24 protein-coding genes are annotated in these 26785 nt (G+C 39.5%); 12 read left to right on the top strand and 12 right to left on the bottom strand.

What is annotated here, in order from left to right; translation table 11 throughout:
- Window positions 1-111: 111 nt before the first annotated feature.
- The 3 genes from JO40_RS05765 (at window position 112) to JO40_RS05755 (ending at window position 2798) form a co-directional block, all read left to right on the top strand.
- Complete coding sequence (locus tag JO40_RS05765; protein WP_044978511.1) at window positions 112-822, top strand: GTP-binding protein; 711 nt, start codon at window positions 112-114, stop codon at window positions 820-822.
- Window positions 819-1874: an ATP-binding cassette domain-containing protein gene (locus JO40_RS05760; RefSeq protein ID WP_044978510.1), complete on the top strand. Its 1056-nt coding sequence runs from the start codon at window positions 819-821 to the stop codon at window positions 1872-1874. Before JO40_RS05765 ends, JO40_RS05760 begins: the two co-directional genes overlap by 4 nt.
- A 216-nt stretch (window positions 1875-2090) precedes the next feature.
- Complete coding sequence (locus JO40_RS05755; protein ID WP_044978509.1) at window positions 2091-2798, top strand: Rpn family recombination-promoting nuclease/putative transposase; 708 nt, start codon at window positions 2091-2093, stop codon at window positions 2796-2798.
- Between the two features lie 267 nt (window positions 2799-3065).
- On the opposite strand, the gene JO40_RS05750 is transcribed toward JO40_RS05755, so the two are convergent.
- The 9 genes from JO40_RS05750 to dnaA form a co-directional block, all read right to left on the bottom strand.
- On the bottom strand, window positions 3066-4514 hold the full coding sequence (locus JO40_RS05750; protein ID WP_044978508.1) for an SUMF1/EgtB/PvdO family nonheme iron enzyme: 1449 nt from the start codon (window positions 4512-4514) through the stop codon (window positions 3066-3068).
- 20 nt (window positions 4515-4534) lie between these two features.
- Window positions 4535-5095, bottom strand: a complete 561-nt coding sequence (locus JO40_RS14565) for a hypothetical protein (RefSeq protein ID WP_245609034.1) — start codon at window positions 5093-5095, stop codon at window positions 4535-4537.
- Between the two features lie 142 nt (window positions 5096-5237).
- On the bottom strand, window positions 5238-6224 hold the full coding sequence (locus JO40_RS14560) for an ATP-dependent nuclease (protein ID WP_245609033.1): 987 nt from the start codon (window positions 6222-6224) through the stop codon (window positions 5238-5240).
- 380 nt (window positions 6225-6604) lie between these two features.
- On the bottom strand, window positions 6605-6919 hold the full coding sequence (locus JO40_RS05735) for a hypothetical protein (protein ID WP_044978506.1): 315 nt from the start codon (window positions 6917-6919) through the stop codon (window positions 6605-6607).
- A 21-nt stretch (window positions 6920-6940) separates the two neighbouring features.
- Window positions 6941-9031, bottom strand: a complete 2091-nt coding sequence (locus tag JO40_RS05730) for a heavy metal translocating P-type ATPase (protein WP_044978505.1) — start codon at window positions 9029-9031, stop codon at window positions 6941-6943.
- 19 nt (window positions 9032-9050) lie between these two features.
- Window positions 9051-9269 carry a DUF6110 family protein gene (locus JO40_RS05725; protein WP_044978504.1) on the bottom strand — a complete coding sequence of 73 codons (219 nt, stop codon included), beginning with the start codon at window positions 9267-9269 and terminating at the stop codon, window positions 9051-9053.
- Window positions 9270-9422: 153 nt separating this feature from the next.
- The gene (locus JO40_RS05720) at window positions 9423-9869 is read right to left on the bottom strand and encodes a GNAT family N-acetyltransferase (RefSeq protein ID WP_044978503.1); all 447 of its coding nucleotides are present in this window, start codon (window positions 9867-9869) and stop codon (window positions 9423-9425) included.
- 15 nt (window positions 9870-9884) lie between these two features.
- Entirely contained in the window at window positions 9885-11876 is a 1992-nt protein-coding gene (gene ftsH / locus JO40_RS05715) for an ATP-dependent zinc metalloprotease FtsH (protein WP_044978502.1), read from the bottom strand.
- A gap of 148 nt (window positions 11877-12024) precedes the next feature.
- Window positions 12025-13431 (bottom strand): chromosomal replication initiator protein DnaA, encoded by a 1407-nt coding sequence (gene dnaA / locus JO40_RS05710; RefSeq protein WP_044978501.1) that lies wholly within the window; start codon window positions 13429-13431, stop codon window positions 12025-12027.
- 108 nt (window positions 13432-13539) lie between these two features.
- Here dnaA and gyrB point away from each other — a divergent pair, with 108 nt between their 5' ends.
- The 4 genes from gyrB to JO40_RS05690 are packed head-to-tail and all read left to right on the top strand — an operon-like array spanning window position 13540 to window position 18093.
- A complete protein-coding gene (gyrB, locus tag JO40_RS05705) occupies window positions 13540-15456 on the top strand; it encodes a DNA topoisomerase (ATP-hydrolyzing) subunit B (RefSeq protein ID WP_044978500.1) in 1917 nt (638 codons plus the stop codon).
- A 21-nt stretch (window positions 15457-15477) separates the two neighbouring features.
- Entirely contained in the window at window positions 15478-16197 is a 720-nt protein-coding gene (locus JO40_RS05700; protein ID WP_044978499.1) for a DUF5058 family protein, read from the top strand.
- Window positions 16198-16223: 26 nt separating this feature from the next.
- Window positions 16224-16898, top strand: coding sequence for a hypothetical protein (locus tag JO40_RS05695; RefSeq protein ID WP_044978498.1), 675 nt, complete (start codon window positions 16224-16226; stop codon window positions 16896-16898).
- A gap of 22 nt (window positions 16899-16920) precedes the next feature.
- Window positions 16921-18093: an RNA-binding domain-containing protein gene (locus JO40_RS05690; RefSeq protein ID WP_044978497.1), complete on the top strand. Its 1173-nt coding sequence runs from the start codon at window positions 16921-16923 to the stop codon at window positions 18091-18093.
- 195 nt (window positions 18094-18288) lie between these two features.
- On the opposite strand, the gene JO40_RS05685 is transcribed toward JO40_RS05690, so the two are convergent.
- The 3 genes from JO40_RS05685 to JO40_RS05675 all read right to left on the bottom strand — a co-directional run bounded on the left by JO40_RS05685 (window position 18289) and on the right by JO40_RS05675 (window position 21261).
- A complete protein-coding gene (locus tag JO40_RS05685) occupies window positions 18289-19257 on the bottom strand; it encodes a GGDEF domain-containing protein (protein ID WP_044978496.1) in 969 nt (322 codons plus the stop codon).
- Window positions 19250-20218 carry a GGDEF domain-containing protein gene (locus JO40_RS05680; protein WP_044978495.1) on the bottom strand — a complete coding sequence of 323 codons (969 nt, stop codon included), beginning with the start codon at window positions 20216-20218 and terminating at the stop codon, window positions 19250-19252. Before JO40_RS05680 ends, JO40_RS05685 begins: the two co-directional genes overlap by 8 nt.
- Before the next feature lie 341 nt (window positions 20219-20559).
- Window positions 20560-21261 (bottom strand): lysoplasmalogenase, encoded by a 702-nt coding sequence (locus JO40_RS05675; protein ID WP_044978494.1) that lies wholly within the window; start codon window positions 21259-21261, stop codon window positions 20560-20562.
- 178 nt (window positions 21262-21439) lie between these two features.
- On the opposite strand from JO40_RS05675, the gene JO40_RS05670 reads away from it, so the two are divergent.
- The 5 genes from JO40_RS05670 (at window position 21440) to hflX (ending at window position 26778) form a co-directional block, all read left to right on the top strand.
- Window positions 21440-22213 (top strand): TatD family hydrolase, encoded by a 774-nt coding sequence (locus JO40_RS05670; RefSeq protein WP_044978493.1) that lies wholly within the window; start codon window positions 21440-21442, stop codon window positions 22211-22213.
- Window positions 22214-22216: 3 nt separating this feature from the next.
- A complete protein-coding gene (gene dusB, locus JO40_RS05665) occupies window positions 22217-23221 on the top strand; it encodes a tRNA dihydrouridine synthase DusB (protein ID WP_044978492.1) in 1005 nt (334 codons plus the stop codon).
- A 51-nt stretch (window positions 23222-23272) separates the two neighbouring features.
- On the top strand, window positions 23273-25003 hold the full coding sequence (locus tag JO40_RS05660) for a M3 family oligoendopeptidase (protein WP_044978491.1): 1731 nt from the start codon (window positions 23273-23275) through the stop codon (window positions 25001-25003).
- A gap of 90 nt (window positions 25004-25093) precedes the next feature.
- A complete protein-coding gene (locus JO40_RS05655) occupies window positions 25094-25552 on the top strand; it encodes a GNAT family N-acetyltransferase (RefSeq protein ID WP_044978490.1) in 459 nt (152 codons plus the stop codon).
- Between the two features lie 53 nt (window positions 25553-25605).
- Window positions 25606-26778 carry a GTPase HflX gene (gene hflX / locus JO40_RS05650; protein ID WP_044978489.1) on the top strand — a complete coding sequence of 391 codons (1173 nt, stop codon included), beginning with the start codon at window positions 25606-25608 and terminating at the stop codon, window positions 26776-26778.
- The last annotated feature ends 7 nt before the right edge of the window (window positions 26779-26785 follow it).

The following is a 26785-nucleotide window of genomic DNA, read 5'->3' as shown; positions in this document are numbered from 1 at the left end:
CTCATCCTTTGATGAATTTATAAAAACTATAAAAGTTATAGACCGGAAAAATTTTATATCTGCGTAACATCCGTTACAGATTTTTTCCCATAGATTTGGTATATTATATTTATGAACTTAATAATATTTTCAGGCCCGCCATCGTCGGGCAAAACAAGCGTAATCTTAAAAACGATAGATGCCTTAAAAAGGCAAAATATAAAAACGGGAGCGGTAAAATTCGACTGCCTCTATACTGATGATGACCTTCTATATCAAAAGGCCGGTGTTCCGATACAAAAAGGAATCTCCGGTTCCCTATGTCCCGACCACTTCTTTGTGTCAAACATAGAAGAAGCCGTGCAATGGGGAATCAAGGAAGGACTTGACATTTTGGTAAGCGAATCAGCTGGGCTTTGTAACCGCTGTTCCCCCTATATAAAAAATATTTTAGGCATCTGCGTAATCGATAACCTGTCGGGAATAAATACTCCAAAAAAGATAGGCCCCCTTTTAAAATCCGCCGACATTGTAGTTATCACAAAGGGAGACATCGTTTCTCAGGCCGAACGCGAAGTTTTTGCGGCAAGGGTAAACGCCGTAAATCCTAGGGCAGTTATCATGCATGTAAACGGTCTTACGGGTCAAGGAGCATTTGAGCTCAGCACCCTTTTAACCGATAGAGCCGAAGATATTTCTACGGTGCAAGGAATGGAACTCCGCTTTCCCATGCCGGCAGCTCTTTGTTCTTATTGTTTGGGTGAAACAAGAATAGGAGAAAATTTCCAAATGGGAAATATCCGCAAAATGAAAATTGCCGAAGAACAAGGAATAAAAAAATGAAAAATGAATTTTATTTAAATGATGAAAATACGGAAGTTAAAAAACTTTCTGAAAAATCAATTCAAAATCTTTTAAGCGAGTACCCTTTTATCGAGGATTTTATTACTGAAAACCGTCTGATTGAAATAGGTATTTTAAATAACAAAGAGAAAACTTTAAAAGATTTTTTACAATCGCTTTCCGATGAAGTTTGCGAAGAAAAAGCAATTAACAAAGAAGAACTCTACTCTGCATTTTTTGAATACATAATTCAAATGAAGGCCTTCCTTAATTTGGAAAATGCAAACGAGGTTCACAGTCTTACAATTCTTCCCGGAACAAACAAGTCCGGCGAAAGCGAAAACTTTGATGAGCTTACCCTTTATACCTCTCAAATTATTTCGATTGTAGGCCCGACAGGTTCGGGAAAATCAAGGCTCCTTGCCGACATCGAATGGACAGCCCAAAAGGATACGCCCACAAACCGCAGCATTTTGATCAACGGCAAAACACCCGATAAGACAATCCGTTTTTCGGTAAACAATAAACTTGTAGCTCAGCTCTCACAAAATATGAACTTTGTAATGGATTTATCCGTAAAAGAATTTATCGAGCTTCATGCGGAATGCCGGCTTATCCAAGGCAAAGAAGGTGCGGTAAAAAATATCATAGAAGCGGCAAACAATCTTGCAGGCGAAAAATTTAACTTAGATACGCCAATAACGGCCTTGAGCGGAGGACAGTCGAGGGCACTTATGATTGCAGACACGGCTATTCTAAGCTCTTCTCCCATCGTCCTCATAGACGAAATAGAAAACGCAGGCATTGACCGCAAAAAGGCTTTGGAGCTCTTGGTTTCTAAGGAAAAGATTGTTTTAATGGCCACACATGACCCCGCCCTTGCCCTCTATGCAGACAAGCGAATAGTTATCAAAAACGGAGGAATAGCCGCTGTTATTGAAACCTCAAAAAAAGAAAAAGCAATTCTCGCCGACCTTGAAATTATGGATGCAAAAATTCAAAATATGAGAACAAGGTTAAGGGCGGGTGAGGAGCTTGGGCTTACAAAATAGAGGAGAATGATAAAAATCTTTTTATAATTTACTATTTTTTTCAAATATTTTCTATAAATATAATGGGGAGGAAGAAAATAAAAAAAATGGTAAAAAGGTTTGAAGATTTAACATTGCAGGACGACTAATAAAAAATGTACGTCCTGTACATTTTTTATCTTAGAGTTTTGCTGATGCAAAACTCTCACAGCTATAACCACCGCCATCCGTGGCGGAATGCAAAATGAAGGTTTATGTAAAGCACTTATTGAAATGATATTATCTGATACAATAGGCAAAATTGCATATATTTCGGTACAGCACAATATTAGCACCTATGAACAAGCCAAATCCGTAAGATTTGATGTTTTAGTGCAAACAGAAAACGGTAAATTTTACGATGTTGAAATGCAGGTGAGCAACGAGAAAAACATACCTAAAAGAATGAGGTTTTACCAAGCAGCCATAGATATTTCGTTCTTGGATAAGGGGAATTTCTATAATAATTTAAATGACAGCTTTATAATTTTTATTTGCACTTTTGATGCTATCGGTAAAAATAGACCTGTTTATACCTTTGAAAATGTCTGTATTGAAGATAAAAACATATCTTTACAAGATGGAACAAAAAAGGTTATAATAAATGCAGAGGCCTTTAATAGCACTGAAAACAAAGAATTAAAAGAATTTTTAGAATATCTTAAAACAGGTAAAACAAAGAGTGAATTTACAAGGAGGATAGAAGAAATGATACAAACAGTAAAACAAAACGAACAAGCAAGGCAAGAATATAGATTAATGTCCACTTTTGAGATGGATGCTATAGAAAAAGGGATTTACCGCAAAGCCATAGAAACAGCTAAACTTATGAAACAAAAAAACTTTGATATAGCTTTAATTAAAGAAATAACGGGACTTTCCGAATCCGAAATTGAAAAACTGTAGATTAGGGGAAGTACAGCCGGCGAAGCTTCGAGGCTAAGAAACTTTTTCGGATAAAAGATTTCTTGATCTAGAAACTTCGTTGGTTGTTACCTTTCCCTAGCGCCTGACGCGGTACCTTATAAGATCCATACCGTTTTTTTTACCGCTCACCGCCATGAATAGCGGTGGTTACATTCTTGCGATGTTTTGCCGAAAAGGCAAAACTCGAAGCTCAAAATCGGACACGGATGTCCGATTTTGAGTACCTCTCCGGCAAAATGTGTGAGCTCAAGGCCGGCAAGCCAAGCGGAAGCCAATAGATTCGTCCCCGTCGTGAGTAAAGCAGGTACCCCGCCTGGCTACACGGCAGTACGTCGCGTCACTCATCCAGGTCCAGCCGCCGCCGCGAGTAACACGGTACGGGCCTGACGCAGGCCCCGCATAGTCCGCCCCCGGCGAAGCCGGTATAGTGCCATACCAATCCCAGCACAATTCCTTCACATTTCCCGTCATGTCATATAAACCGTAGCCGTTAGGAGACTTTTTCTTTACTTCATGAGTTTTACTTCCGCTGTTTAAAGTGTACCAAGCATAGTTTTTAAGTTCAGCCTCGGTATTTGTTCCTGCCCATTTATAATCAGTTCCTCCCTTCGCTGCCCATTCCCATTCCGCCTCCGTTGGAAGTCTAAAACCGCTTTTATTCATATCAAGCTCTGCCTTATTCCAATCTGCATTATCAGTAGTAGGGATTGCGGCAAAGCTAAGAGTTTTAAAATCAACGGGGGTTCCTCCAACATTTACCGTATAGCAGGGTTCAAGATTTAGTTTTATACTGAGTTTATTACAAAAAGCTATTGCATGATACCAGTTTACCCGTTCTACAGGACGCTTTACCTGTGTTTCGCCTGCAACAGGTTCTTTGCCGGAGCTTCCATCAAACTCGCTGGGATTATTGCCCATCACCTTTTCCCATAGTTCCTGAGTTACCTCAGTCTCCCCTATAAGATAGGCACTTAAACTTACGGTATGAGGCTGATTCTTATCGAAACTATTATTATTGTAATCATTATCACCCAACTGGGCATCCACAGCGGCTATACCTTTCATGGTAAATTCGACTCCTGCAATATCATAGGTTATATATTCTTTTATTATAACCTTAATATCCTTACTCCAACCTACATAGTTTCCTACAGATTCTTCAACCGACAAGCTTACCGTATTTTCTCCAAATTTAAGTGTCCCGTTTGTTACTGTTACGAGAATTTGTTTATCGGTTTGTGATCCGTAATCGAATTTTGCAACTACATCAGAAGGAGTAACTTTTTCTTTGCCTTTAACAATCATACTGCCGGGGGATGCATCTTCATCAAAAATTGTAAGTATTTTTAGCTTTAACTCATAATCAAAATCGACCTTTACAATTGTATCTCCTGTTATTGATACACTTGCAGTCTTATCCAAGCTCTTTCCTCCCGAAACAATAACTCCTCCGGTAATTGTCCATTTACCTACCCCATAGCCGGAGGCGGGCTCTGCTGTAAAGTTTATTACCGTTCCTTTGTAAACGGGCTGACTTATATCGCTTCCGGCTGTAACAGTACCGTTAGGTGTTCCATCAATAGTTACCGTATACTTGGGCTCTTCCTTTACTTTTTGCGGACAGCCTGTTAATAAGACGCCTGCAGCCAACAACAATGCAGTAATTGATACTGCCCTAATTTTGAATTTTTTCATTTTAAAAACCTCCAATTATTTTATAAATTTATTTTTTCTAAAGTTTTTGCTAAAGCTTCAATGCTTTCCTTTTTATTTTCGTTTAAGGCCTTTTTCGGATTTTTCTTAACACAGCTTGCAACGATTGTTTTAATATCCTTTAATACATCCTCATCAGAATTTTTTCCGCTAGCCGCTAAAACATCTTTCATTCTTTCAGACCATTTTTTCTTATTAGACTTAAAATACTTACAAGATAAGTTTATTCCGTACTTTCCTTCTACTTCTTTTTTATAAATATCTACATTTATGGTATCTTCAATCTCAGATTCCTTCATACCTTTACAAGTTACAAAGGTAATATCCTTATCCGGTATTTCGTTATCAGTCTTTGCTCTGCGTCCTGCTTCATCATTATCAAGCAAAATATGATAAGAACAAAAGGAAGATTTTAACTCCCCTATTCTGTATTTTATTTTTGAACTACCTCGTAGTTCTTCTATAATTAAAAAATTTTCCTTTAATTTTTCTTTTAATACCTTACTTAATAGGGGAAGTACAGCTTGCAAAATAATGAAGTCGCTTTCTCCTTCAACAACCAAAACTTGCTCGGCATTTTTTAAGTTATCCGATGTTTTTATGCCTAAAACCTCTCTTATAACTTTTAAATTTCCGGCAGGGGCTGCCTTACCGTCATTTATAATGATGTTTGAATCTATATTTTCACGATCTACAAAGATAGGACTATGTGTAGAGATGATTACTTGATTTTTTTTCGGCTATCTCATATATCTTATTTTTTAAAAGATGTACGGCTTCAGGATGTAGATGACTTTCAGGTTCTTCTATTGCCACAAAAGAAATTTGGTCTTTTTTTAATGTCATATCCTTTAACAAGGCCATTGTAACCAAACTTTTTACTCCGTCACCCTTTAGCTCAAGACCTGTTTTTGTACCGTCATCTATTTCGATATATTCACGACCTGAATACAAATGTCTGCTCATATATGAGGGCTCACTGTTGTTTGCAATTATTACATCCTTTACATTAGGAACAAGCTGTACTATCGAATCTTTAATGGTCTTGCTAATCTTTTTTAAAACAGGGGCTTCCAGTTTTTTGATAGATTCCAAAGCTTGTTTATATTTCTTATCTTCTTTGATTCCTAATAATTCATTGCTTATAAGCTCATAGACAATTTTTGCAGCATCTTCCTCGGTTCGGACTGCAGGAATATAATTGAAATATATTTTTTCTTTTACGAATTCACATATCTCATGTTTTTGATCTCCAACTATTTTTTTGTTCTTTTTGTTTTGTTCACTTATCTCAAGCTCTCCCTTAGCATTTGAATCTATACTTATTTCAAATACAATAGTGGATGAAAGTTTAGTTTTAAACCTCTTATTAAATTCTTCCTTTTCTGTCTGAGATAACTCAAATTCAAGACCAAGTCTTGTTTCTCCACCTATACCATCTTGGAGGGATATTGGAAAATCCCTTTCCCAGTCATAATTCTTAGTCCGTGAAAATATCAATCGGCTGCTGCTAATAGGTCTCTTTATAAACCGGCCTGAACTTATAATATCCATTGCAAGCCCAAGAGCCTTTAAGAGGTTCGACTTACCCTCATTGTTTTTACCGATTAAAATAGAAAGTTTTTTTAATGGTATTACACTTTTCTTTGTGATGCTTCTAAAATTTTCAACCGAAAAAGATACTACTTCCATAAAATAAATTTCCTTTTATATTAAATTAAGATATTTTAGCTTTGATAAATAAGAAGTAAAAACACAAACTGTCTTTGTGAAATCAAATAGAATATAATGGTATATATTCTTTAACGGTTTATTTTCAAAAAAGAATTGACCTATATGAGAAAAATAAGTATTACTAGCTTTGATTAGAGATATTTTACCTAATAGAGAAAATGGGGGGGGGTAGCTTAGGCTAACATTTTTCGGCACATAATCGGCACACAAAAAATTATAATGAGAAAAATTGAATTTTAAGCCTAGATAAGATTTTTCTTTCATACCTACTATTATACTCCAAAATATAAAAAACATCAACGGCTTTTCCTAAAAGTTGCTTTTCATAAAAGTGCTTTTCATACGGTGTTTAACTTTTCCCAAAGCTCGGCGATTTTTTTGATAAGTGCTTCCTTTTCTACCTTGCCCAAAATATAAGCATCGGAAAGTTTTTTTAGCTCGGGTAAATCTTCTCTAAAGATTTCAAACTTTGATAAAGGCAGGGCATCTGCATCATACTCTATGCAAAGACTTCCTATCCTCGCATTCCTTTCAATTTTGCGGACAGCCTTATGAGAAGAAGCCGCCTTTTCAAAGGCTTTAAAAATATCGTCATCTTTTATAAGCTCGCCCCGCAGCCTTATATGCCCGGGAAAAAAACTTGAAACAGTCATTACTTTCTCCAATAAAAGCTTTTATGAAAGAGGCGGCTCGTAGCTTCTCATTGCAGACATACCTATGGCAACCGTCGATCCGTTATGAATAAAAGCGGCCGTAGCCGGAGGAATGGAGCCTGCAAGTTCCCCTGCAATAAGGGCTGAGTTAATGCCTATAATAGCCCCATTGTTTGACTTGATTCTTTTGATTAAGCCTGTTGCTATACGCCTTAAAATGGGTAAGGCTCTTAGCCCATCATCGGGCAGAAGAATGTCGGCCGTTTCTCCCGCTATCGAAGAGGCCTGCCCCATTGCAATGCCCACATCCGCTTCCGAAAGGGCAGGAGAATCATTTATCCCGTCGCCTATCATTACAACGGTTTTTCCTTCTTTTTTCAATGTCTTTATAAAATCGGCCTTTGTGTCAGGCAGGGCCTGCGCATAATAGCGGTCAATCCCCGTCCTTTCAGCTATGCTGCGGGCGGTTTGGGGGCCGTCCCCTGTAAGCATAATTATGTTTTTTATTCCCAGTTTGTGAAGTTCTGAAACAACTTCTTTTGCCTCGGGGCGTACAGGATCTTCTATCGCAATGATACCGGCAAGTTCTTTTCCTATCGATAAATATAACTGAGAACAGCCGCTTTTCGACAAATCTTTAATAGCTTTTTCGGCTTCTTCCGTTTTGGGAATGCCCTCATCATCGAATATAAAATGAGCGCTTCCTATCCTCAGCTCATCCCCTTTTAGGGTAGAAGCAAGGCCATGGGCTAAAATGTAAGAAACCTTTGTATGTTCTTCCCGGTGTTTAATGCCCCTCTTTTCGGCCTCCCGCACAACGGCCCGTGCAAGCGAATGCGGAAAATGCTCTTCAAGACAGGCTGCTATTTTCAATATGTTTCTTTCGGCTCGGCTGCCGAAGGTGATTATCTTTTTAACCGAGGGCTGGGATTCCGTCAGTGTTCCCGTCTTATCGAACACGATTGTGTCCGCACGGGCAAAGTCTTCCAAAAACTTGCCGCCCTTTACGGTAATGCCGTGCTCGGCGCAGTTTTTCATAGCTGAAAGCACGCAGACGGGGGCAGATAACTTCATTGCACAAGAATAGTCGACAAGAAGGGTCGAGGCGGACTTTGCAAAGTTACGGGTAAAGGCATAGGTTAAGCCTGCGAGTAAAAAATTATAAAACACCAGTTTGTCCGCCGTCCGCTCAGATTTTATCTGCGAAGCCGCCTTAAGCGATTGCGAGCGGTCTATCATATCGGCTATCTTGCTGACCCGCGTTTCCCTGCCGCAAGCCTTTACACAGACACGGATTTCTCCTTCTTCAACAATGGTTGAAGCAAAGACGGTATCGCCCGGTATCTTGTGAATGGGAAGCCCTTCCCCCGTCATCGAAGCCTGATTGACGGAAGCCTCCCCTGAAACAACCGTTCCGTCTGCGGGAATAACCGAACCTATTCTAAGAATAACCGTATCGCCTGCTTGAAGAAGATTAGCGGATATTTCCGTTTCGTTTCCGTTCCTTAGGACGTGAACCGTTTCTTTTGTGTTTAAAAAACTGAGGGCTAAATTTTCATAAGACTTCCGTCTGGTATATTCTTCCAATATTTCGCCCATTTCAAGCATCATTGCGATGTTACCGGCAGTGTTTAAATCTCCCGTACCATAAGAAAGAGAAAGCGCGGCCGCATCCAAGGTTTCGGCACAAAAGGGTCTTCCGCCTGCTAAAGCTCTTATTCCGCCTTTTACACGGGGCATAATCGTATAGAGAGCCAATATTCTGCGGACGGGAAGAGGTAATAGCCTTCGGATAAAGAATTCCGCAAGCAGGCTTATCAGAGAAACCGCCAAGCTCTCCGTTACAACAGGTTCTTCGACGCTTGACAATAGTTCTTCATTTTCAAGATAGGCGGAATTTAAAGCCTTGATGTACGAAAGAGCCTCGTCTTCACTTATCCCAGAGTATTCAAGTAAGATGCTTCCCGAAACGGGATTTACACTTATAGACCTTATGCCTTCTTGCAAAGACACAAGGGTCTCTACAAGAACGGCTTGTTTACGGCTTAAGCCTTTCCGTTTATATCTTAAACGCAAACGTCCCGGAAGGCGGTGAGCAATATAAAAATTCATAAAGATTTTATAGGTAAATCTATTTTGCTTCTGCAGCTTCTTTGTTATATGCAGCTTCCGCCACTATATCCTGAGCGTCTTCTTTTACCGTTTCGACAAAGGCGGCGGCATCTTCTTTTAATTTTAGGCCTGCTCCTACTACTTTAGCACAAGCCTTTTTAAAACCGGCATTTTTGGCTAAGAGAACCGCGGCTCCTCCTGCAGCAACACCGAGTGCAAAAGCTCCCCATTTGGTCATATCATACCTCCAATAATCCTATCTTTGTAGGGCGTATTTTACCATTTTTTTATTATATTTACAATACGGATGTTTTTTATCTCTCAAAAATTTTTAAATACAAAGGATAACAACCTCAAAAGCCTGTACAAAAACTTCAGTTTTTAGACAGGCTTAAGTATCTATTCTTTTTATTGCCGAAAGAGCTTTGTTGCGGTATACCAAATCGTCCCGAACGGAAAAGCCCTGCTGTTCCCAAAAAGCGTTTCCGTCTTTGTTTTTTTCAAATACAACCAGAGCAGCCTTATGTATGCCGAGCTTTTTTAAAGCGTCCAGTGCAGAGGCAACCAAACGGGAGCCGATCCCTCGCTTACGGTAATTCGGATGAACGGCGGTATGATAGATATAGCCCCTCCGTCCGTCGTTTCCCGCCAATATAACGCCCGCAATTTCTTTCGGGTTTTCGCTTTCGGCAACAAAACAAGTTTCCGGATTGCGTTTTAAAAATGCGGCAATCCCCTCTTTTGAATCGTCAAAATTGTTAAGTCCCATACCCGCACAAGATATCCATAAACCGTACACGGCTTCGTAGTCGGACAAATGCATAAGACGTATATTCATAGCTCGAGCTGCTTTTTAGGATACTGCCGTCTCTTCATTCTCTTTTTCAAAAAGTTTAGGAGCCTTTTCTTCTGCGATTATAGCATCAAATTCTTCGTTTTCGATAGTTTCTTTTTCTAAAAGAGTTGTAGCAATTTTTTCTAAAAGATGCTTTTTTTCATTCAGCATTTTCACAACACCTTCATAGCGTGTATTGATTATTTTTGCTATTTCTTCATCAATGTATTGCTGAGTTGTTTCGGCATATTCACGCACCATTCTAGGTTCATTATCGCCAAGATATCCGGCACCACGCTTGCTCAAGGCTACGTTTTTAAATTTAGAGCTCATACCGTAATCGGTTATAAGGCTTCGGGCAATATCGGTAGCTCGGGTTAAATCATTCGCCGCTCCGGTAGAAACCATATTGAACTTTACCTGTTCAGCGGCACGGCCGCCTAAAAGAACATCTATCTCGGCTAAAAGTTGTTTTTCTGTAACAATGTGCTTATCGTCTTCGGGAATATGGAAGGTATAACCTAAGGTTGAGGTTCCGCGGGGAACGATAGTTACCTTATGTACCTTATCGGCTCCATCGGTAAAACTGCCCACGATGGCATGACCTGTTTCATGATAAGCTATTACCCTTCTTTCTTCTTCGCGGATTACGCGGGACTTTTTCTGCAAGCCTATCATTGCCTTTTCAACAGCCTCATCCAAATCCGTCATAATTACGGTCTTTCTTTTGCCTCGGACGGCTAAAAGAGCTGCCTCATTTATAATATTTGCAAGGTCAGCACCGGAACATCCCGCCGTAATACGGGCTATCGCAGCCAAATCGGCTGAAGCATCCAGCTTAACACTTTCTGCATGGAGCTTGAGAATCTGTTCTCTTCCCTTAACATCGGGGCGGTCAACTACGACCTGCCGGTCAAAGCGGCCGGGTCTTAACAAGGCCGGATCCAAGACATCCGGGCGGTTGGTAGCAGCCAAAAGAATCAAGCCCGTCTTATTATCAAAACCGTCCATTTCAACTAAAAGCTGGTTCAAGGTTTGTTCTCTTTCATCATTTGAACTATAAGAATTATGACGGGACTTTCCTATAGCATCCAATTCATCTATAAAGATAATACACGGGGCTTTTTCACGGGCCTGTCTGAATAGGTCACGCACGCGGGAAGCTCCCACGCCGACAAACATTTCAACAAAGTCGGAACCGCTTATTCTAAAGAAAGGAACTCCTGCTTCACCTGCAACAGCCCTTGCAAGAAGAGTTTTTCCCGTTCCGGGAGGGCCTACCAAAAGAACACCTCGCGGAATTTTTCCGCCTATCTCGGTATATTTTTGAGGATATTTTAAGAAGTCAACAACTTCCATTAATTCTTCTTTAGCCTCATCGACACCTGCAACATCCTTAAAACGGGTTTCAACCTTTCCCTCGTCTATTGCCGCACTTCTGGCTTGCCCTGGAGAAAAAATACTTCCTCCTAAACCGCCCATTCCCTTCGTCATCCTCCTCATAATGGCACGCCAAACAAGGAATATCAAAAGGAAGGGAAGTACCCACTGTAAAAGAAGCTCAACAATATAACTTCTTTCCTTGGGCTTTATATGATAAACCACATGATGTTCATCCAAAAGCTGTAAAAATTCCGAAGTATATATCCCGACAGTCGTATATTCATTAGTATTTTTTTGCACCGACAAAAATGAAAATAAAGAAGTGTTTGAAGAAGTATCATCTTGCACACTGGTATAACCTGTAAAATAAACGGGACCTAAAACAACTTTTTTTATTTGCCCTGAAGTAATCCTATCCTTAAATTCCGAAAACGGAATTAAGGCGGAACTGTTGAGAATCATTACTTGGTTAATTAAGATAAAAATTATAACTAAAAGCGGCGCTAAAAGCCATAAAGAAAAAAACGGCTTCTTGGGAGTTTTTTTATCATCTCCATCGGAATCCGGCCCGAAGTTAAAAAAGTTAAACGGATCGTTTTGGTTTTTATCGTCGTTATTTTTACTCATACATTCTCCTAATATTGTCTATCCTATTTTACTATAATACATAAAAGATAAGAAAAAGTCGATAGGGAATCAAATTTATATTTCGATTAAAGAGTATAATTTTTATAATAAAGAATATCTACAACAAAAAAGTTTCTTATCTCATAAATTATTTATTCGTATTTTCTTTTATAGTATTCATAAGCTCGTGAATAACTTTTTCGATGCTGGGGTCAGCAGTAATTTGTTCTTCAATCTTGTTACAGCCATGCAAAATAGTAGTATGATCGCGGCCTCCGAAGTCATTACCCAGTTCGGTTGTAGAACACTCCGTCATTTCCCTGCAAAGGAACATGGCGATTTGACGCGGGAAAGAAAAGCTCTTGGTGCGCTTTTTGCCTTTAATGTCTGAAATTGAAATACTAAAATAATCGGCAACGGTTTTTTGAATAAGATCGATAGTAACATTCCTTTGGCGGGTAGATCCGAAAATATCCCGTAAAACGTTCTTTGCCGTAGCCTCGTCCATTGTTTTTTTTGTAAGCTCCTTATAGGCTATGAGTTTTGTTAAGGCCGCTTCCAAGTCACGGACATTTGAAGAAATATTTTTTGCAACCATGTTGATAACTTCATTAGGAATTTTTATACTGTGCTTTTCCATTTTCTTTAAAAGAATCGCATAGCGGACTTCATAAGAAGGTGTCTGAAGGTCAACATTTAATCCCCTCTCAAATCTGGATTTTAAACGCTGTGAAAGATTTTTAAGCTCTGAAGGCGGACGGTCGCATGTGAACACGATTTGCTTATTTTTTTCGTAGAGTTCATTAAATGTATGAAAAAGTTCTTCTTGAGTTTCTACCTTTCCCTGAAAAAAGTGAATGTCATCTATAAGAAGAACGTCGGCATTTCGGTATTTATTTTTAAATGAGGACATCTTTCCTTTTTTAATACACTCAACAAATTCATTTGTAAAATTTTCTGCCGTTACATAGATAACTTTTAAATTCGTATTATTCCATATTTTATTTCCGATTGCCTGCATAAGATGGGTTTTTCCCAAACCTACGCCTCCATAAATCAACATCGGATTATAAGCCGTTCCGGGATTTGTTGAAACTGCAATCCCCGCATTTACGGCAAAGGAGTTGTTCGGCCCGACAACAAAATCATCAAAACTATATTCAGCTTTTAGGTCCGGATGCTGTCCTCTCCCATTATCCTCAGTTTTGGCCGGCTTTTGCCTTTTTTTTGTTTCTTTTTCGGTTGATATGGGACCGGAAACAGCTGCATTTTCTTCCGTTTCATCGTGATTTGCAGTATTTTCTTTATTGATATTAAATTCTATGGACAATTTTTTACCGGACAGTTCAAAAAGTTTCTTTTCTATAGCTTTTTTGTGCTTTGTAACGAGTTGATCTCTAAAAAACTGAGACGGTACGGTTAAAACTACCGAATTTTCCGTCGATTTTTCATATTTTGCAGGTATAAACCACATTGAAAATACCGGAAAGGACAGCTCTTCTTTAAACTGATTGACGGCCTCATCCCAAAAAATCTTATAATCCCATTCACTCATAGAAGCCCATTATACTACTTCTTTACTTTTTTTTGCAATAATGATATAGTGAAAAAAGGCATTTATTGTCAAATTTTATGGGAATTTATAAGTTTTTAAGGGAAAAAAATGACAAAATCAAATTATTCGGCAAATAATATTACGGTTTTAAAGGGCTTGGAAGCGGTCAGAAAAAGGCCGGGTATGTATATAGGGTCTACAGGGCCGGACGGTCTTCATCATCTTGTTTATGAGGTTGTAGATAACTGTATAGATGAGGCTATGGCCGGTTTTTGCGATAAAATTTTGGTAGTGCTTGAGCCTAACGATATTGTCCGTGTAGAAGATAACGGCCGAGGAATCCCCGTAGACATCCATCCCACCGAAAAAATAAGTGCCTTAGAGCTGGTTTTAACCCGCCTTCATGCCGGAGGTAAGTTTGACAAGGGTTCTTACAAGGTTTCAGGCGGTTTACACGGTGTAGGCGTTTCGGTTGTAAACGCTCTTTCCGTCTGGATGGAAGCCAAGGTTTACAAGGACGGCTTTGAGCATTATGCAAAGTTCGAAAAAGGCTCCATTATTGAGCCCGTAAAAAAAATAGGAGAAACCGAAAAAAGCGGTACGGTCATCAGGTGGGCAGCAGATTCTTCCATCTTTACCGAAACTACAGTATACAATTTTGAAGTGCTTGCAACCCGCTTAAGGGAATTGGCCTTTTTAAACAGTCATATTTCCATTACGATGAGGGATGAACGCCTTTCTACCCCAAAAGAGGTTACCTTCGCTTTTGGAGGCGGAATATCGCAGTTTGTTTCTTATTTAAACGAATCAAAACAAGTTTTTCCGAAAAGTCCCGTTTTTATCGAAGGCGAAAAAAACGATATTCTCTGTGAGGTTGCCATCCAATACAATGACGGATATAACGAAAACCTCCTTTCGTTTGTAAACGATATAAACACCCGCGAAGGAGGAACTCATCTTGAAGGTTTTAAAACAGCCCTCACCCGTGTAATGAACGACTTTTTAAAGAAGTATCCTAAACTTGTAAAAAAGATGGATAAGGAAGAAAAACTTACGGGCGAAGATGTCCGTGCAGGTCTTACCGCCATCGTTTCCGTCAAGGTACCCGAACCTCAATTTGAAGGACAAACAAAAACAAAGTTGGGCAACAGCGATGTTCGAGGTATAGTTGACTCATTTGTAAACGAAAAGCTCACCTTATTTTTTGAGCAAAACCCGAGCGAAGTGGAAAAGGTCTTGGAAAAATGCGTCGCAGAGGCCGCCGCCAGAATTGCTGCAAGAAAGGCAAAGGAAGCTACCAGACGGAAAAGCGGTTTGGACAGTTTCGGCCTTCCGGGGAAACTTGCAGACTGTTCTTTAAAGGATCCTGAATCTTGCGAAGTTTACATAGTTGAGGGAGACTCTGCGGGCGGTTCTGCAAAAAAAGGAAGGGACAGCAAGACGCAGGCCATCCTGCCCCTTTGGGGAAAAATGCTTAATGTCGAAAAAACCCGTCTCGACAAGGTGGTAAATAACGAAAAGCTTCAGCCTATTATTGCGACCCTCGGAACCGGCATCGGAAAAGATTTTAATATAGAAAAATTACGCTATCATAAGGTTATAATAATGGCCGATGCCGATGTTGACGGCTCCCATATCCGAACCCTTCTTTTAACCTTCTTTTTTAGGTACATGCCTCAGGTTATCGAAAAAGGCCATGTGTACCTTGCCATGCCTCCTCTTTATAAAATTTCTCACAATAAAAAAGAATGGTATGTTTACAATGATGATGAAAGAGATTCCGTTTTGGACCAAATAGGACGCGGAAACAATGCGGCCGTTCAGCGGTACAAGGGTTTGGGCGAAATGGACGGAACCCAGCTTTGGGAGACAACAATGGATCCTGCAAGACGGAAAATGATGAGGGTTACCCTCCCCGATGCCGTTGAAGCCGACAGAATTTTCAGCACCCTAATGGGCGAAGAAGTCGAGCCCCGACGAAAGTTCATCGAAGAAAATGCCGTCTATGCAAATCTGGATGTGTGATATCTAATTTAAGGAGTATGTATGTTTGATGTTAATAGTTCTATTCTCTTTTGGTTTGCAGGAGTTGTAATACTCTTTGTTTTAATTCAATCCGTCTTTTTTTTGATAAAGGCTTTAAAGCGGGCAAAAGAGCTCAATATGTCCAAAAAAAAGATAAAGCAAATTATCTCGGGAGCGGCGATTTTTACGGTTGCCCCAGCTATTTCCATAATTTTGGGCATGATAAGCCTTTCTAAATTTTTAGGCCTTCCTCTGCCCTGGCTCCGGCTTTCGGTTTTAGGGGCTTTAACCTATGAACTTACGGCGGCAAGCACGGCAGCTTCCGTCTTAGATATTCCCTTGGATCAGCCTATTGCAGATGCAGCAGCCTATACGACTATTTCTTGGGTTATGGCTCTTGGAATAATTTCGGGGATTGTCGTGATTGCTCTTTTTCTGCCTAAGATGCAAAAAAATCTTATTAAGATGAAGTCCAAGGATGAAAAATGGAGTAAGCTCCTCATCGATGCCCTTTTTATGGGAATGATTTCCGCCTTTTTAGGAATGATATTTTCTGAAATCAGGTTCGGGCTTAAGGGCTGGATTCCGGTTTTTGTGATGTTCTTTTCGGCTCTTTTAATGCTTATCTGCGGTTTAATCGTAAAAAAAACAAGCGCTAAATGGCTTGAAAGCTATGCGATGCCGATAAGCCTTTTGGGCGGGATGGCATTTTCCATTCCGATTACTATGTTGATAGTTTAAATTGTCTAAGTTTATAGGAGAATTTTATGCAAGATAAACAAATCGAATTCAGCTCATACGAAAAAAGCATACATAGGTGGGGAAGAACATGGATGATAATAGCCATTATAATGTTTCTTTCTTATCCTCTTTTTACCTGTATTTACTATAATACTTGGCCTAATTTTTGGCTCCTTTTAAGGGGGCTTTTCGGTGTGGCCGTTGTTTTTTGGCCGGTAGGCATTATCGAAGCCTTTACCTTTGCACCCATGCTCGGTGCAGGCGGGACATATGTAGGCTTTATTACAGGAAACCTAACGAACCTAAAAGTCCCCTGCGGAGTTTTGGCTTTGGAAGCTGCAAAGGTTGAGGCCAATACCGAAGAAGGTGATGTGGTTACTACAATAGCCGTCGCAGTTTCTTCCATTACTACAACCCTCATCTTGGTGTTGGGAATGCTTTTATTGACTCAATTAAAACCCATATTGGAATCTCCCATCATGGCACCGGCCTTTAAAAATATCCTGCCAGCCCTTTTCGGCGGCCTCTTGGTAGTCTTCGTTGCAAAAAATCCTAAGATTGCCGTAGTCCCATTCGTTTTTATGCTGATTCTTTTTATTGCAATGCCTCAACTTGGAAAGGCCATAAGCATGCTCATCCCTGTAGGAGCCGCAATCACAATTATCTACACAAGGATAATGTATAAAAAGGGGAAGATATAAAAATAAATGGAGATATGCATTTATGAATACTAAAGATATATTGGAAATTATTACATTGGGAGAAACAAGCAAAGTTCAATTTAAACAAGATTTGCCTAATTTGGAAAGCATAGCACAAGAAATTGTTGCAATGTCTAATTCCATAGGCGGGCTTATTTTAATTGGAATTAAGGATGTTACCGGCGGCATAGTAGGCTTATCTCCCGAAAAAATAGAGGATTATGATAAAAGGATATCTCAAGCTGCCGATAATTTAAAGCCTCCTGTTTATATTGCAACCGAAGTATTAAAAATAGAAACCCCTGAAACTAAATATATTTTAGCTATTCATATTCAAGAAGGAATAAATAAACCTTATAAAACATCAAAAGGCGAAATATTTATAAAACAAGGAGCAAATAAAAGACTTGTTACCGATAATTCGGAAATAATGCGTTTATTCCAACAAAGTGCAAATTTGCTTGCAGATGAAATGGAAGTTTATGGATCCTCCGTCGATGATATCAATAAAGAAAAATTTTCAGACTTTTTTAAAAAAGAATTCGGAACAACATATGAAGATAAGGGATTAAATCTTGAGCAGGCCTTAAAAGCAAAACGGGTTTTACGAAATGAACACTTAACGCTTGCGGGATTACTTTTTTTTGGAAAAAATCCTCAAGAAATAAAACCGGCTTTTACGATTAAATTTGTCTCTTTTTTTGGAAACGATATATCGGAAAATTACTATAAAAGCAAACCTTCGGATTTAAGAGGAACAATCCCCGAACTTTTTGATGAAGCTATGAGATATTTAAAATCTTGTTTACACCATGTTCAAAAAGAACAGGGTTTTAATTCGACAGGTATTCTTGAAATCTCCGAAATAGCGCTTATTGAAATATTACAAAATGCCTTGCTGCATAGAGATTATTTTAAAAATTCCCCGATTAGAATTCTCATTTTTGATAATAGAGTTGAAATAATTAGCCCGGGTAAACTGCCTAATAGTCTGACTGTCGAAGAAATAAAATTCGGAAATCCCGTAATAAGAAATAACCAATTAGTTTCTTACGCTTTACATCTTTTACCTTTTAGCGGTTTAGGGTCAGGAATTAAAAGAGCTATATCCGAACAGCCTAATATAGAATTAATAAATGATATCCAAGGTGAACAATTTAAAGTAATTATACCAAGACCTGAAAAATCTAAATGAGCAAATATCCTTTTATTAGAACATTTAAGCTTTTTTTTAAATCCTCGCCTTATGGTATAATCAATACAATCAATAACAAATCTTTTATCAAAAGGAATTTTTAGCATATAAAATTTCTACCGACTTTGTAGAGCTGGGAAGTGTCTAAGATGAATATCATTGATTATGTTAAAGAACACACTCCGGTAAAACTTTCTATTTTTGATAGATAAAGACCCTGTTTCTGCCGCCCTCTTTGGCAGAATAAAGAGCCGTATCTGAAAATTTTAAGAGTTCAGGTGTAGTCATCTTTTCGTCATATACGGCAAGCCCGATTGAACATGAAACCCGTAATTCAGGGTGTTCTTGAAAAGTTAAAGCATTAACTTCGGTACATACCCTTTTACACTGATATTCGGCTCTTTCCAATATTCCTCTGATAATAAACGAAAATTCATCTCCGCCGTACCGGATTAAAATATCGTCAGTATCAAAATTGCGCTTAAAAACTTCGACAATGGATAACAGAACCTTGTCGCAAAAGACGGCTCCATAATCTTTATTAAGCCGGCCAAAGTGATCAATATCTACCATGGCAAAGCTGACCCCGATATGCTGGCGGACACAGCGTTTAAGAAGGCTTTCAAAAGATTCATCTAAATATCTTCGATTGTAAAGCCCTGTAAACTCGTCGGTAATAGCTCTTTTTTTTGCATCATCACCCCACCGGATTATCTGCGACAAAAGGCCGTCCGTCTTACTTAATCGGCTGCCAGTAATCTTAAGCATATTGTACAAAACCGTCGAAGCTATTTTCGGCTGATCTATAATTAAAGAAGAAAAATCTTGAGATTTTAGAACAAGACAGGAAGTAGGTTCAACAGCTTGGCATGTCGCCGAGCGGTGCTCTTGTTCCAGCATTGCCATTTCACCGAAAAAATCTCCCGCTCCCAGACGGACAAGCTCTATTTCCTTTCCTTCCGATTTTACCGAAACGGAAATAGTGCCTTTTACTATGATAAAAAGCTCATTGCCCGATTCTCCTTCATAGACAAGAGCATGACCTGCTTCAAATTCGGCATAAAACATTGCCTCAGCTAAAACTTCAATTTCTTTTATAGAAAGATGGTCAAAAAGCCGCGCCTTTTGTAAAATTTCAAGCCATTTTTGTTTTGAGCTATTCATTTATGTCCTCCTCAAAGAGAATCAGAGAGCCTCCGCGCCCCCGTCCGATAAGAGGTATCTCGGCACATCGTTTTATAAAGTCAGTTTTTTCAATCTTCGTATCGGGATAAAGTAAAATACCTAAACTCATGCTCAATTTAAAGGGGCTGTTTAAAACCGGAGAAATATCGAGGCTTTCAAGCTCCGACTTTATTTTTTCGGCTAAAACAGCTGAGGCTTTTTTTCCCTGCTCAGGCGTTAAAACGGCAAATTCGTTTCCCTGATAACGGATTAGAACCGAATCCGTATCCAAAAAACGGCTTAAATGATTACCTATAAAGGTAAGACAGGCATCTCCTTTTTCGTGGCCGTAGGTGTCGTTTATAGCTTTAAAGTTGTCGGGTTTCATCATAATTAGAGAAAAAGAGCTTTTCATAAACTTTGCAATGTTTTCTTCAAGATAGGCCTTGTTTAAAAGCCCTGTAAGCTTATCGCCATAAACCTGCTTTTGCAATTCTTGCATAATGGGGGAGTTTTCTTTTATTAAAGAGTTAGCCTTTCGGGTTCTTCTTGAAACCATTACCAAGTAAGACTTTAAAAGTTGAGCGTAGGTTATAGGATTATCCTTAAAAACGTCTTCCATAGGAGTGCCTTCTTTAGGAAAAGAAAGAATAATAGAATCTTCATTGGCAGAAGCTATAGCTTTTTGCTCCTCGCCTGTCAGCATTGCCGTTTCTCCGAACATTTCACCGCTTACAAATTCGGCAAGAACTGAATTATCTTCAGGCGATAAAATTATAACATTCCCTTCTACAATAATATAAAAACGGTCTCCCTTTGCGTCCTGCCTAAAAATGATATCCCCTTTTTGATAGCTGTCTACCCCTGCCTTATCGGCTATGTCTTTTAAGTAGATTTCATCCCATCCTGCAAAAAGAGGAGCTTTACTCAAAGCCTCTATTTTCCGTTTATCAGTAATCATGCATACCACCTCGTAGTATTATAGCATATTTTCGATAAAAGAAAAGTGCATAGTAAAAAAAATCGGAAAAGAAGTTAAAAACTTATTCATAAAGCAATTCTTCCATGCCGCATATATATCACCTTGAACATTTGTCTTTCAGCTATTTTCATAAGCATCTTACCTCATTTTAGATTTTTGCGTCTTTCCGCATTTTTCTAAAATATAATTATGCATATATTCTTACATATCAACTTGACTCAAAAAGGCCAACCATATTGTAACTGTAAAAAATAAGCGGCAGCGGATAAATACCCGCAGCCGCTTACCGATTTGAATTACTAAAGACTCTTATTAAACCATTAAGCTCCGATAATTCCTATGGCTCCGAATACAATTAAAACTTGGGCAAAAATATAAGTTATCATAATAAGAAAGCGCATTCCGGCCTTGCCGCCAAAAAAGTATTTAGCTGAAACCATAGTGTCCGATATAATAAACAAAACACTTCCAATAGCGGCCAATATAAGCCCTATGGACGGGTTTGCAAAGGCAAAAACTATAAAAATCCAGCTCATTAGTGATATTATAAGTCCGTAAGCCACTACAATAGGTTTAAGCCCTTTTAATTGTTTTTTAGTTCTCATTATAATATAAACAATTGCCGCTAAAAAGATCAATGCCGCTACAATTCCGGGGATAATGGGAATATATTCAACCTTAGCACCGAGTATTGCAAAAACTATATAAGATATTTGTGTAATTGCAAAAAATAAGATACCAAGAGCAAAATTCTGTTTTTCCCTATCAAAAAGAAGTATTGCATCTCCCAAAAAACTGAAAACCAAAGCAATTATTATTAAAACATTCAATATTGAAAATGTTTTAATACTTACAAAGCTGAAGGCCAAAAAGAATAAAAGAAGGGCCGGCATCAGCATAAATTTTGTCATATCAGCCCATTTTTGTCTTTGCTGAAAGCACTTGATTAAATGAATAATCGAAATAACTAAAAACAAGGCAAGAGCTGCAATACACAAAGGATCTAAACATTCATTATACATATATACCTCCAAAAATATACTTATACGATAATCATATACTGAAATCATCAAAAAAGCAAGATATTTTTAAAATTTAAGTTGACGATTAAGCATTTCTATGCTATCCTGTACAGGACGGTAATATTACCTTAATTAATAGGTAAAAATTTATTATATCAATTTTACATGGAAGAATAATATGCAGATTTTTGATACTCATGCTCATGTCGGGTTGATCTATTCCGATCCGATTGAGCAATTACGCGTTGTGCAGGAAGCCCGCCAAGGCTCTGTAATGAGAATAGTAAGTATATGTAACAGTTTACACGACTTTTCCAAGGTGTATGAAACTCTTAGGTTTTCACCGGCGGTATACCATGCCGTAGGTGTATCTCCGTCTGAAGTTACATCTCCCGGAAAAGACTGGCAAAAAACAATAGAAGAAAGCTTAAAATTACCAAATGTAGTGGCTGTAGGAGAAATAGGCCTTGATTATTGCAAAAAATACGGGGATAAACGCTCCCAGATTGAGCTTTTTATAGCCCAGCTTGACATTGCCTCAAAGGCAGGTTTTCCGGTAATTATTCACAATAGAGAAGCCGGAAAAGATCTTCTTGATATCTTAAAGGAAAGGATTCCCAAAGAAGGAGGCGTTTTACATTGCTATTCAGAAGACGATATTTATGCAAAAGAAGCCTTAAAGCTTCCTCTGTACTTCTCCTTTGCAGGAAATTTGACTTACCGCAATGCAAGAAATTTGCATGATACGGTTTTAGCCCTTCCCCTTGACCGCATCGTAGTCGAATCTGAAAGCCCCTTTATGCCCCCATCGGTATATCGCGGCCAAAGAAATATGCCGGCCAACACCATCGAAACCGTGAAGTTTATGGCGGAAATGCTGGGTAAAGATATTGAAGAACTTGCCGATCAACTTTGGAAAAACAGCTGTAAGCTCTTCCGGCTGCCCGAATAAAACATGGAAGAATTGCTTTACAAGCCCGTCTCAATAGGCGGGCTTCTTTTATCGGGGAACATCTTTTTAGCCCCTGTTGCAGGCTACTCCGACAAGGCATTCCGTTCCATCTGCGTGGACTGCGGTGCGGATTTTACATACACCGAAATGGTCTCTTCGGAGGCCGTCGTGCGGAATTCCGAAAAAACCGAAACCCTTATCGGAAGAGCGCCTAACGAAAAGGCCTATGCCGTACAGATATTCGGATCAAACCCCGAATACATGGCAAAAACAGCCGTCATAATTGCCGAAAAATATTCTCCCGAATGTATCGACATAAATTCGGGCTGCCCCATGGCAAAGATTACCAAAAACGGAGCCGGATCAGCCTTGATGACGGACATTCCTCTTTTGTACAGGATTGTAAAGGCCGTAAACGATACTATGGCACCTTATAAGATTCCCGTAACTCTTAAAATACGCTCAGGCTTTACCGCCGACAAACTTAACTGGAAAGAAGCAGCCGCAGCCGCCATAGATGCCGGGGTTAAAATGCTTACCATCCATCCCCGTACCCGCTCGCAGGTGTATTCGGGCAAGGCCGATTGGAACATCCTTGCTGAGCTGGTTCAATTTGCAAAGCCTTATCAAATTCCTATTTTCGGATCGGGAGATTTATTTTCACCTGAGGATGCCCAAAAAATGCTTGAAGAAACAGGCTGTGCCGGCATAATGTTTGCCCGCGGCGCCATGGGAAACCCTTTTATTTTTACCCAAACAAGAGAGCTTTTGACCAATGGAACATACGGCGAAATAAGCACGGAACAAAAAATATGCACCGGCTTTAAAGAGCTCGTCTTTTTATGCGATGAAAAGGGAGAAGAAAAAGCCTGCCGCGAAATGCGTAAACGCTTTGCCGCCTACACCAAGGGCATACCCGACGGCTCACGCCTCCGCCAAGAATTGGTACAAGCCTCAACAATTGAAGAATATAAAGCTATAATTCAAAATTATTTTCAATTGACATAAGGCTTATTCTTCTATATACTTGTTTTTGTAAAACTTTTCATAGGAGGACTTATGTCAAACACATCTACAGTAAAAACTTTGCCTTTGGTTCCGTTTAAGGAAATGCCTTATACGAGACCGGATATGAAGGCTATTGAAAAGGGCTTTGCCGATGCCCTATCTAAATTTAAGGCAGCCGCTTCGGTAAAAGAACAAATCGAAGCTATCGATATGGTGCAGGCTATCAACCGTGAGTACAGCACTATGTCTTCTTTGGCCTCGGTCAGGCATACCATCGACACAAGGGATGAATTCTACGATAAAGAGAACGACTTTTATGATGAAGCAGGTCCTCTTTTTAGTAAGCTTTCAAACGAATTCGGCGCAGAAATGGTCAAGTCCAAATTCAGAGCCGAGCTCGAAAAGGAATTCGGTCATCAGGTCTTTGATTTAACCGATCTATCCTTAAAGGTGTTCAGTCCCGAAATTATGGATGACCTCATGGCCGAAAACAAACTGACCAGCAAATACAGTAAGCTCATAGCTTCTGCCCAAATCGAATTCCAAGGCGAAAAGCGCACCCTTTCCCAATTAAGTCCCTTTATGCAAAACATGGACAGAGAGGTAAGAAAGGCGGCGGCAAAGGCCTACTACGGTTTTTTTGAAGAAAATGAAGCCGAATTCGATTCTATCTATGATGAGCTTGTAAAGGTACGCACAAAGATAGCCAAAAAACTGGGCTATAAAAACTTTGTTCAGCTTGCCTATGACCGGCTTGGCAGAACCGAATACAATGCCGAAATGGTTGCAAAATACCGAAAGCAGATTTACGAGCTTGTTGTTCCCATTGCCCAAAGTTTAAAAAAACGTCAAAGCAAGAGGTTAAAGCTCGATAAGGTTTATTATTACGACACCGGGCTTAAATACCTTACGGGAAATGCCGTTCCTCAGGGTGAACCTGATTGGATTGTTGAGCAGGCAAAGAAGATGTACAACGAGCTATCGCCCGAAACAAGCGAATTCTTTACGATGATGACCGGTTACGGCCTTATGGACTTACTTTCTACTAAGGGAAAGGCGGGAGGCGGCTATTGTACGGGCTTTCCTCTGTACAAGGTTCCCTTTATCTTTGCAAACTTTAACAAAACCCAGCACGATGTCGAGGTTATGACTCACGAGGCAGGCCATGCTTTCCAAGCTTATCAAAGCAGAAATGCACGTCTTCTCGAATACGGATGGCCGACCCTTGAGGCTTGCGAAATTCACTCGATGAGTATGGAGTTTTTTACATGGCCATGGATGGAGCTTTTCTTTAAACACCAAACCGAAAAATTTAAGTTTACCCATCTTTCCGGTGCCTTCGAATTTCTTCCCTATGGAGCGACCGTCGATGAGTTCCAGCATTGGGTATATGAAAATCCCGAAGCAAGCCCTGCCGAAAGAAAGGCCGAATGGCATAAAATCGAATTAAAGTACGATCCTTCAATCGATTATGCCGATAACGGCTACCTAAACCGAGGCGGTTTTTGGGTAAAGCAGGGGCACATCTTTGCTTCCCCATTCTATTACATCGACTACACCTTGGCTCAAGTTTGTGCCTTACAGTTCTGGGTAAAAGCCAATGCCGACCGAAAAAAGGCTTGGGAAGATTATTTGCGCCTTTGCAAGGCCGGCGGAAGCCTTCCCTTCTTGGAGCTTTTAAAACTTGCAAACCTAAAAAATCCCTTTGAAGAAGGCTGCATCGCTTCGGTTACCCCTGAATGTGAAAAATGGCTTAATTCGATAGACGATTCAAAACTTTAATCATAAGGGCTTACCTAAAATCGGGTAAGCCCTTGTTTTTTTAAGGGCTTAGATATAGAATAAGTTTAAAAAGCAAAATAGGAGTTATTTATGATAAAAATTATCAAAATAGAAAACAAAGACGAAAAAGCAAAAATTGTCGAAGAAGTTTTGACTGATTTACCGGAATGGTTCGGCTTGCCTGAAAGCACAAAAGAGTATATCAATGATTCAAAAGAATTGGATTTATGGGCAGCAAAGGAAAATGATGAAATTATCGGGTTTATAACATTAACCGAATCGAGCCCCGATTGTGCTGATGTGCATTGCATGGGAGTAAAAAAACTATATCACAATAAGGGAATCGGCACATTATTATTTAATGAGCTAAAAAAATTTGCTTCAACTAAATATGATTATATACAGGTAAAAACGGTAGATGAAGGTCATTATAAAGAATATGACCAAACAATAGCCTTTTACAAAAAACAAGGATTTAAAAAATTAGAAGTTTTTCCCACACTTTGGGATGAATGGAATCCGTGTTTGATAATGATTAAAAAATTATAAAAATGCAACCATTGGCAGTCTAACAGATTGATAATTTACAAGGAGCTAGCGGCATGTATATAACCGATAACGAAACAAAAAAGGCCTTACTCATTTTTACGGATATATTTTCAAGTTCGGCCTCAAATTCTCATATAAGCCGCTCTTCCTTGCATGAAAAAAGTGCGGATGCCCTAAAAGAAGAAATAGAAGAAAAAGAGCTAAAAAGCCTTGTTAAGACCATCTTTTTAGAGCCCCTATCCTCCCTCCGTTTTAAAATAGCAAAAGAAAACCCTGCAACTCTTGTAGGCTCGGGGCAGCTTGAAAAAATTGCCCAAGCTATCGAAGAAGAAGGAGCTGACCTTGTTGTCTTTAATAGTGCAGTAAGCCCCCGTATTCAGCGAAACCTTGAAGCAGCCCTAAACACCTGCGTTATAGACCGCTCCGAGGTTATTATCCAAATATTTGCGGACAGGGCTCAAACAAGGGAGGCAGTCTTGCAGGCTGAACTCGCCCGTTTAGAATACTCTATGCCCCGCCTTACCAGAAGATGGACGAGCCTTGCCCAGCAAAGGGGCGGGGCAAAGGGAACGAGAGGAGCTTCCAGAGGTGCCGGTGAAAAAAAGCTGGAACTTGACAGAAGACGGTTAAAAACCGAAATTTCCAAGCTCAAAAAAGAAGTCGAGCGGGTAAGACTTCAAAGGAGTGAGCAGCGTAAAACCCGCTTAAACGGGGATAAGAAAATAGGAGCCATCGTAGGCTACACAAATGCCGGAAAATCCTCCCTGTTAAAAAAACTTTCCGGAACGGAAGTATTTACCGAAGATAAGCTCTTTGCCACCCTTGATGCCGAAACCAGAAAAGTTTTTTTACAAACAGCCGAAAAAAATATTCAAATTCTATTGACCGACACCGTAGGCTTTGTAAGCAATCTTCCTCACCAGTTGATTGATGCCTTCCGCTCTACCTTAGAAGAAGCGGCTCTTGCAGACTTTTTAATAATAGTATGCGATGCAGCCCATCCTGCAATGCCGGAATGTCTTGAAGTAACAAAAAAGGTCTTAGACGAGCTTTCCTGCGGTAATAAGCCCTCTATAATTGCCGTAAACAAAACGGATGACGTTTTTGATGAGGCTCAAATACTTAGCTTAAAAGAGCATTACCCCGAACTTGTTGAAATATCGGTTAAGACGGGAAGAGGGATTGAACAGCTAAAAGAAAAAATAAGCGGTATGATTATTTTGTAATAAATAG

The sequence above is a fragment of the Treponema putidum genome (assembly GCF_000755145.1).
Classification (GTDB): Bacteria; Spirochaetota; Spirochaetia; order Treponematales; family Treponemataceae; genus Treponema_B; species Treponema_B putidum.
The sequence above is the reverse complement of the archived record's forward strand: the minus strand, read 5'-3'. Positions and strand labels throughout refer to the sequence as shown.

Excerpts from the sequence above, each read along its gene's own strand:
- JO40_RS05765 (WP_044978511.1), top strand. The coding sequence starts at position 112 with ATGAACTTAATAATATTTTCAGGCCCGCCATCGTCGGGCAAAACAAGC.
- JO40_RS05760 (WP_044978510.1), top strand. The coding sequence starts at position 819 with ATGAAAAATGAATTTTATTTAAATGATGAAAATACGGAAGTTAAAAAA.
- JO40_RS05755 (WP_044978509.1), top strand. The coding sequence starts at position 2,091 with ATGCAAAATGAAGGTTTATGTAAAGCACTTATTGAAATGATATTATCT.
- JO40_RS05750 (WP_044978508.1), bottom strand. The coding sequence starts at position 4,514 with ATGAAAAAATTCAAAATTAGGGCAGTATCAATTACTGCATTGTTGTTG.
- JO40_RS14560 (WP_245609033.1), bottom strand. The coding sequence starts at position 6,224 with ATGGAAGTAGTATCTTTTTCGGTTGAAAATTTTAGAAGCATCACAAAG.
- JO40_RS05735 (WP_044978506.1), bottom strand. The coding sequence starts at position 6,919 with ATGACTGTTTCAAGTTTTTTTCCCGGGCATATAAGGCTGCGGGGCGAG.
- JO40_RS05730 (WP_044978505.1), bottom strand. The coding sequence starts at position 9,031 with ATGAATTTTTATATTGCTCACCGCCTTCCGGGACGTTTGCGTTTAAGA.
- JO40_RS05725 (WP_044978504.1), bottom strand. The coding sequence starts at position 9,269 with ATGACCAAATGGGGAGCTTTTGCACTCGGTGTTGCTGCAGGAGGAGCC.
- JO40_RS05720 (WP_044978503.1), bottom strand. The coding sequence starts at position 9,869 with ATGAATATACGTCTTATGCATTTGTCCGACTACGAAGCCGTGTACGGT.
- ftsH (WP_044978502.1), bottom strand. The coding sequence starts at position 11,876 with ATGAGTAAAAATAACGACGATAAAAACCAAAACGATCCGTTTAACTTT.
- dnaA (WP_044978501.1), bottom strand. The coding sequence starts at position 13,431 with ATGAGTGAATGGGATTATAAGATTTTTTGGGATGAGGCCGTCAATCAG.
- gyrB (WP_044978500.1), top strand. The coding sequence starts at position 13,540 with ATGACAAAATCAAATTATTCGGCAAATAATATTACGGTTTTAAAGGGC.
- JO40_RS05700 (WP_044978499.1), top strand. The coding sequence starts at position 15,478 with ATGTTTGATGTTAATAGTTCTATTCTCTTTTGGTTTGCAGGAGTTGTA.
- JO40_RS05695 (WP_044978498.1), top strand. The coding sequence starts at position 16,224 with ATGCAAGATAAACAAATCGAATTCAGCTCATACGAAAAAAGCATACAT.
- JO40_RS05690 (WP_044978497.1), top strand. The coding sequence starts at position 16,921 with ATGAATACTAAAGATATATTGGAAATTATTACATTGGGAGAAACAAGC.
- JO40_RS05685 (WP_044978496.1), bottom strand. The coding sequence starts at position 19,257 with ATGAATAGCTCAAAACAAAAATGGCTTGAAATTTTACAAAAGGCGCGG.
- JO40_RS05680 (WP_044978495.1), bottom strand. The coding sequence starts at position 20,218 with ATGATTACTGATAAACGGAAAATAGAGGCTTTGAGTAAAGCTCCTCTT.
- JO40_RS05675 (WP_044978494.1), bottom strand. The coding sequence starts at position 21,261 with ATGTATAATGAATGTTTAGATCCTTTGTGTATTGCAGCTCTTGCCTTG.
- JO40_RS05670 (WP_044978493.1), top strand. The coding sequence starts at position 21,440 with ATGCAGATTTTTGATACTCATGCTCATGTCGGGTTGATCTATTCCGAT.
- dusB (WP_044978492.1), top strand. The coding sequence starts at position 22,217 with ATGGAAGAATTGCTTTACAAGCCCGTCTCAATAGGCGGGCTTCTTTTA.
- JO40_RS05660 (WP_044978491.1), top strand. The coding sequence starts at position 23,273 with ATGTCAAACACATCTACAGTAAAAACTTTGCCTTTGGTTCCGTTTAAG.
- JO40_RS05655 (WP_044978490.1), top strand. The coding sequence starts at position 25,094 with ATGATAAAAATTATCAAAATAGAAAACAAAGACGAAAAAGCAAAAATT.
- hflX (WP_044978489.1), top strand. The coding sequence starts at position 25,606 with ATGTATATAACCGATAACGAAACAAAAAAGGCCTTACTCATTTTTACG.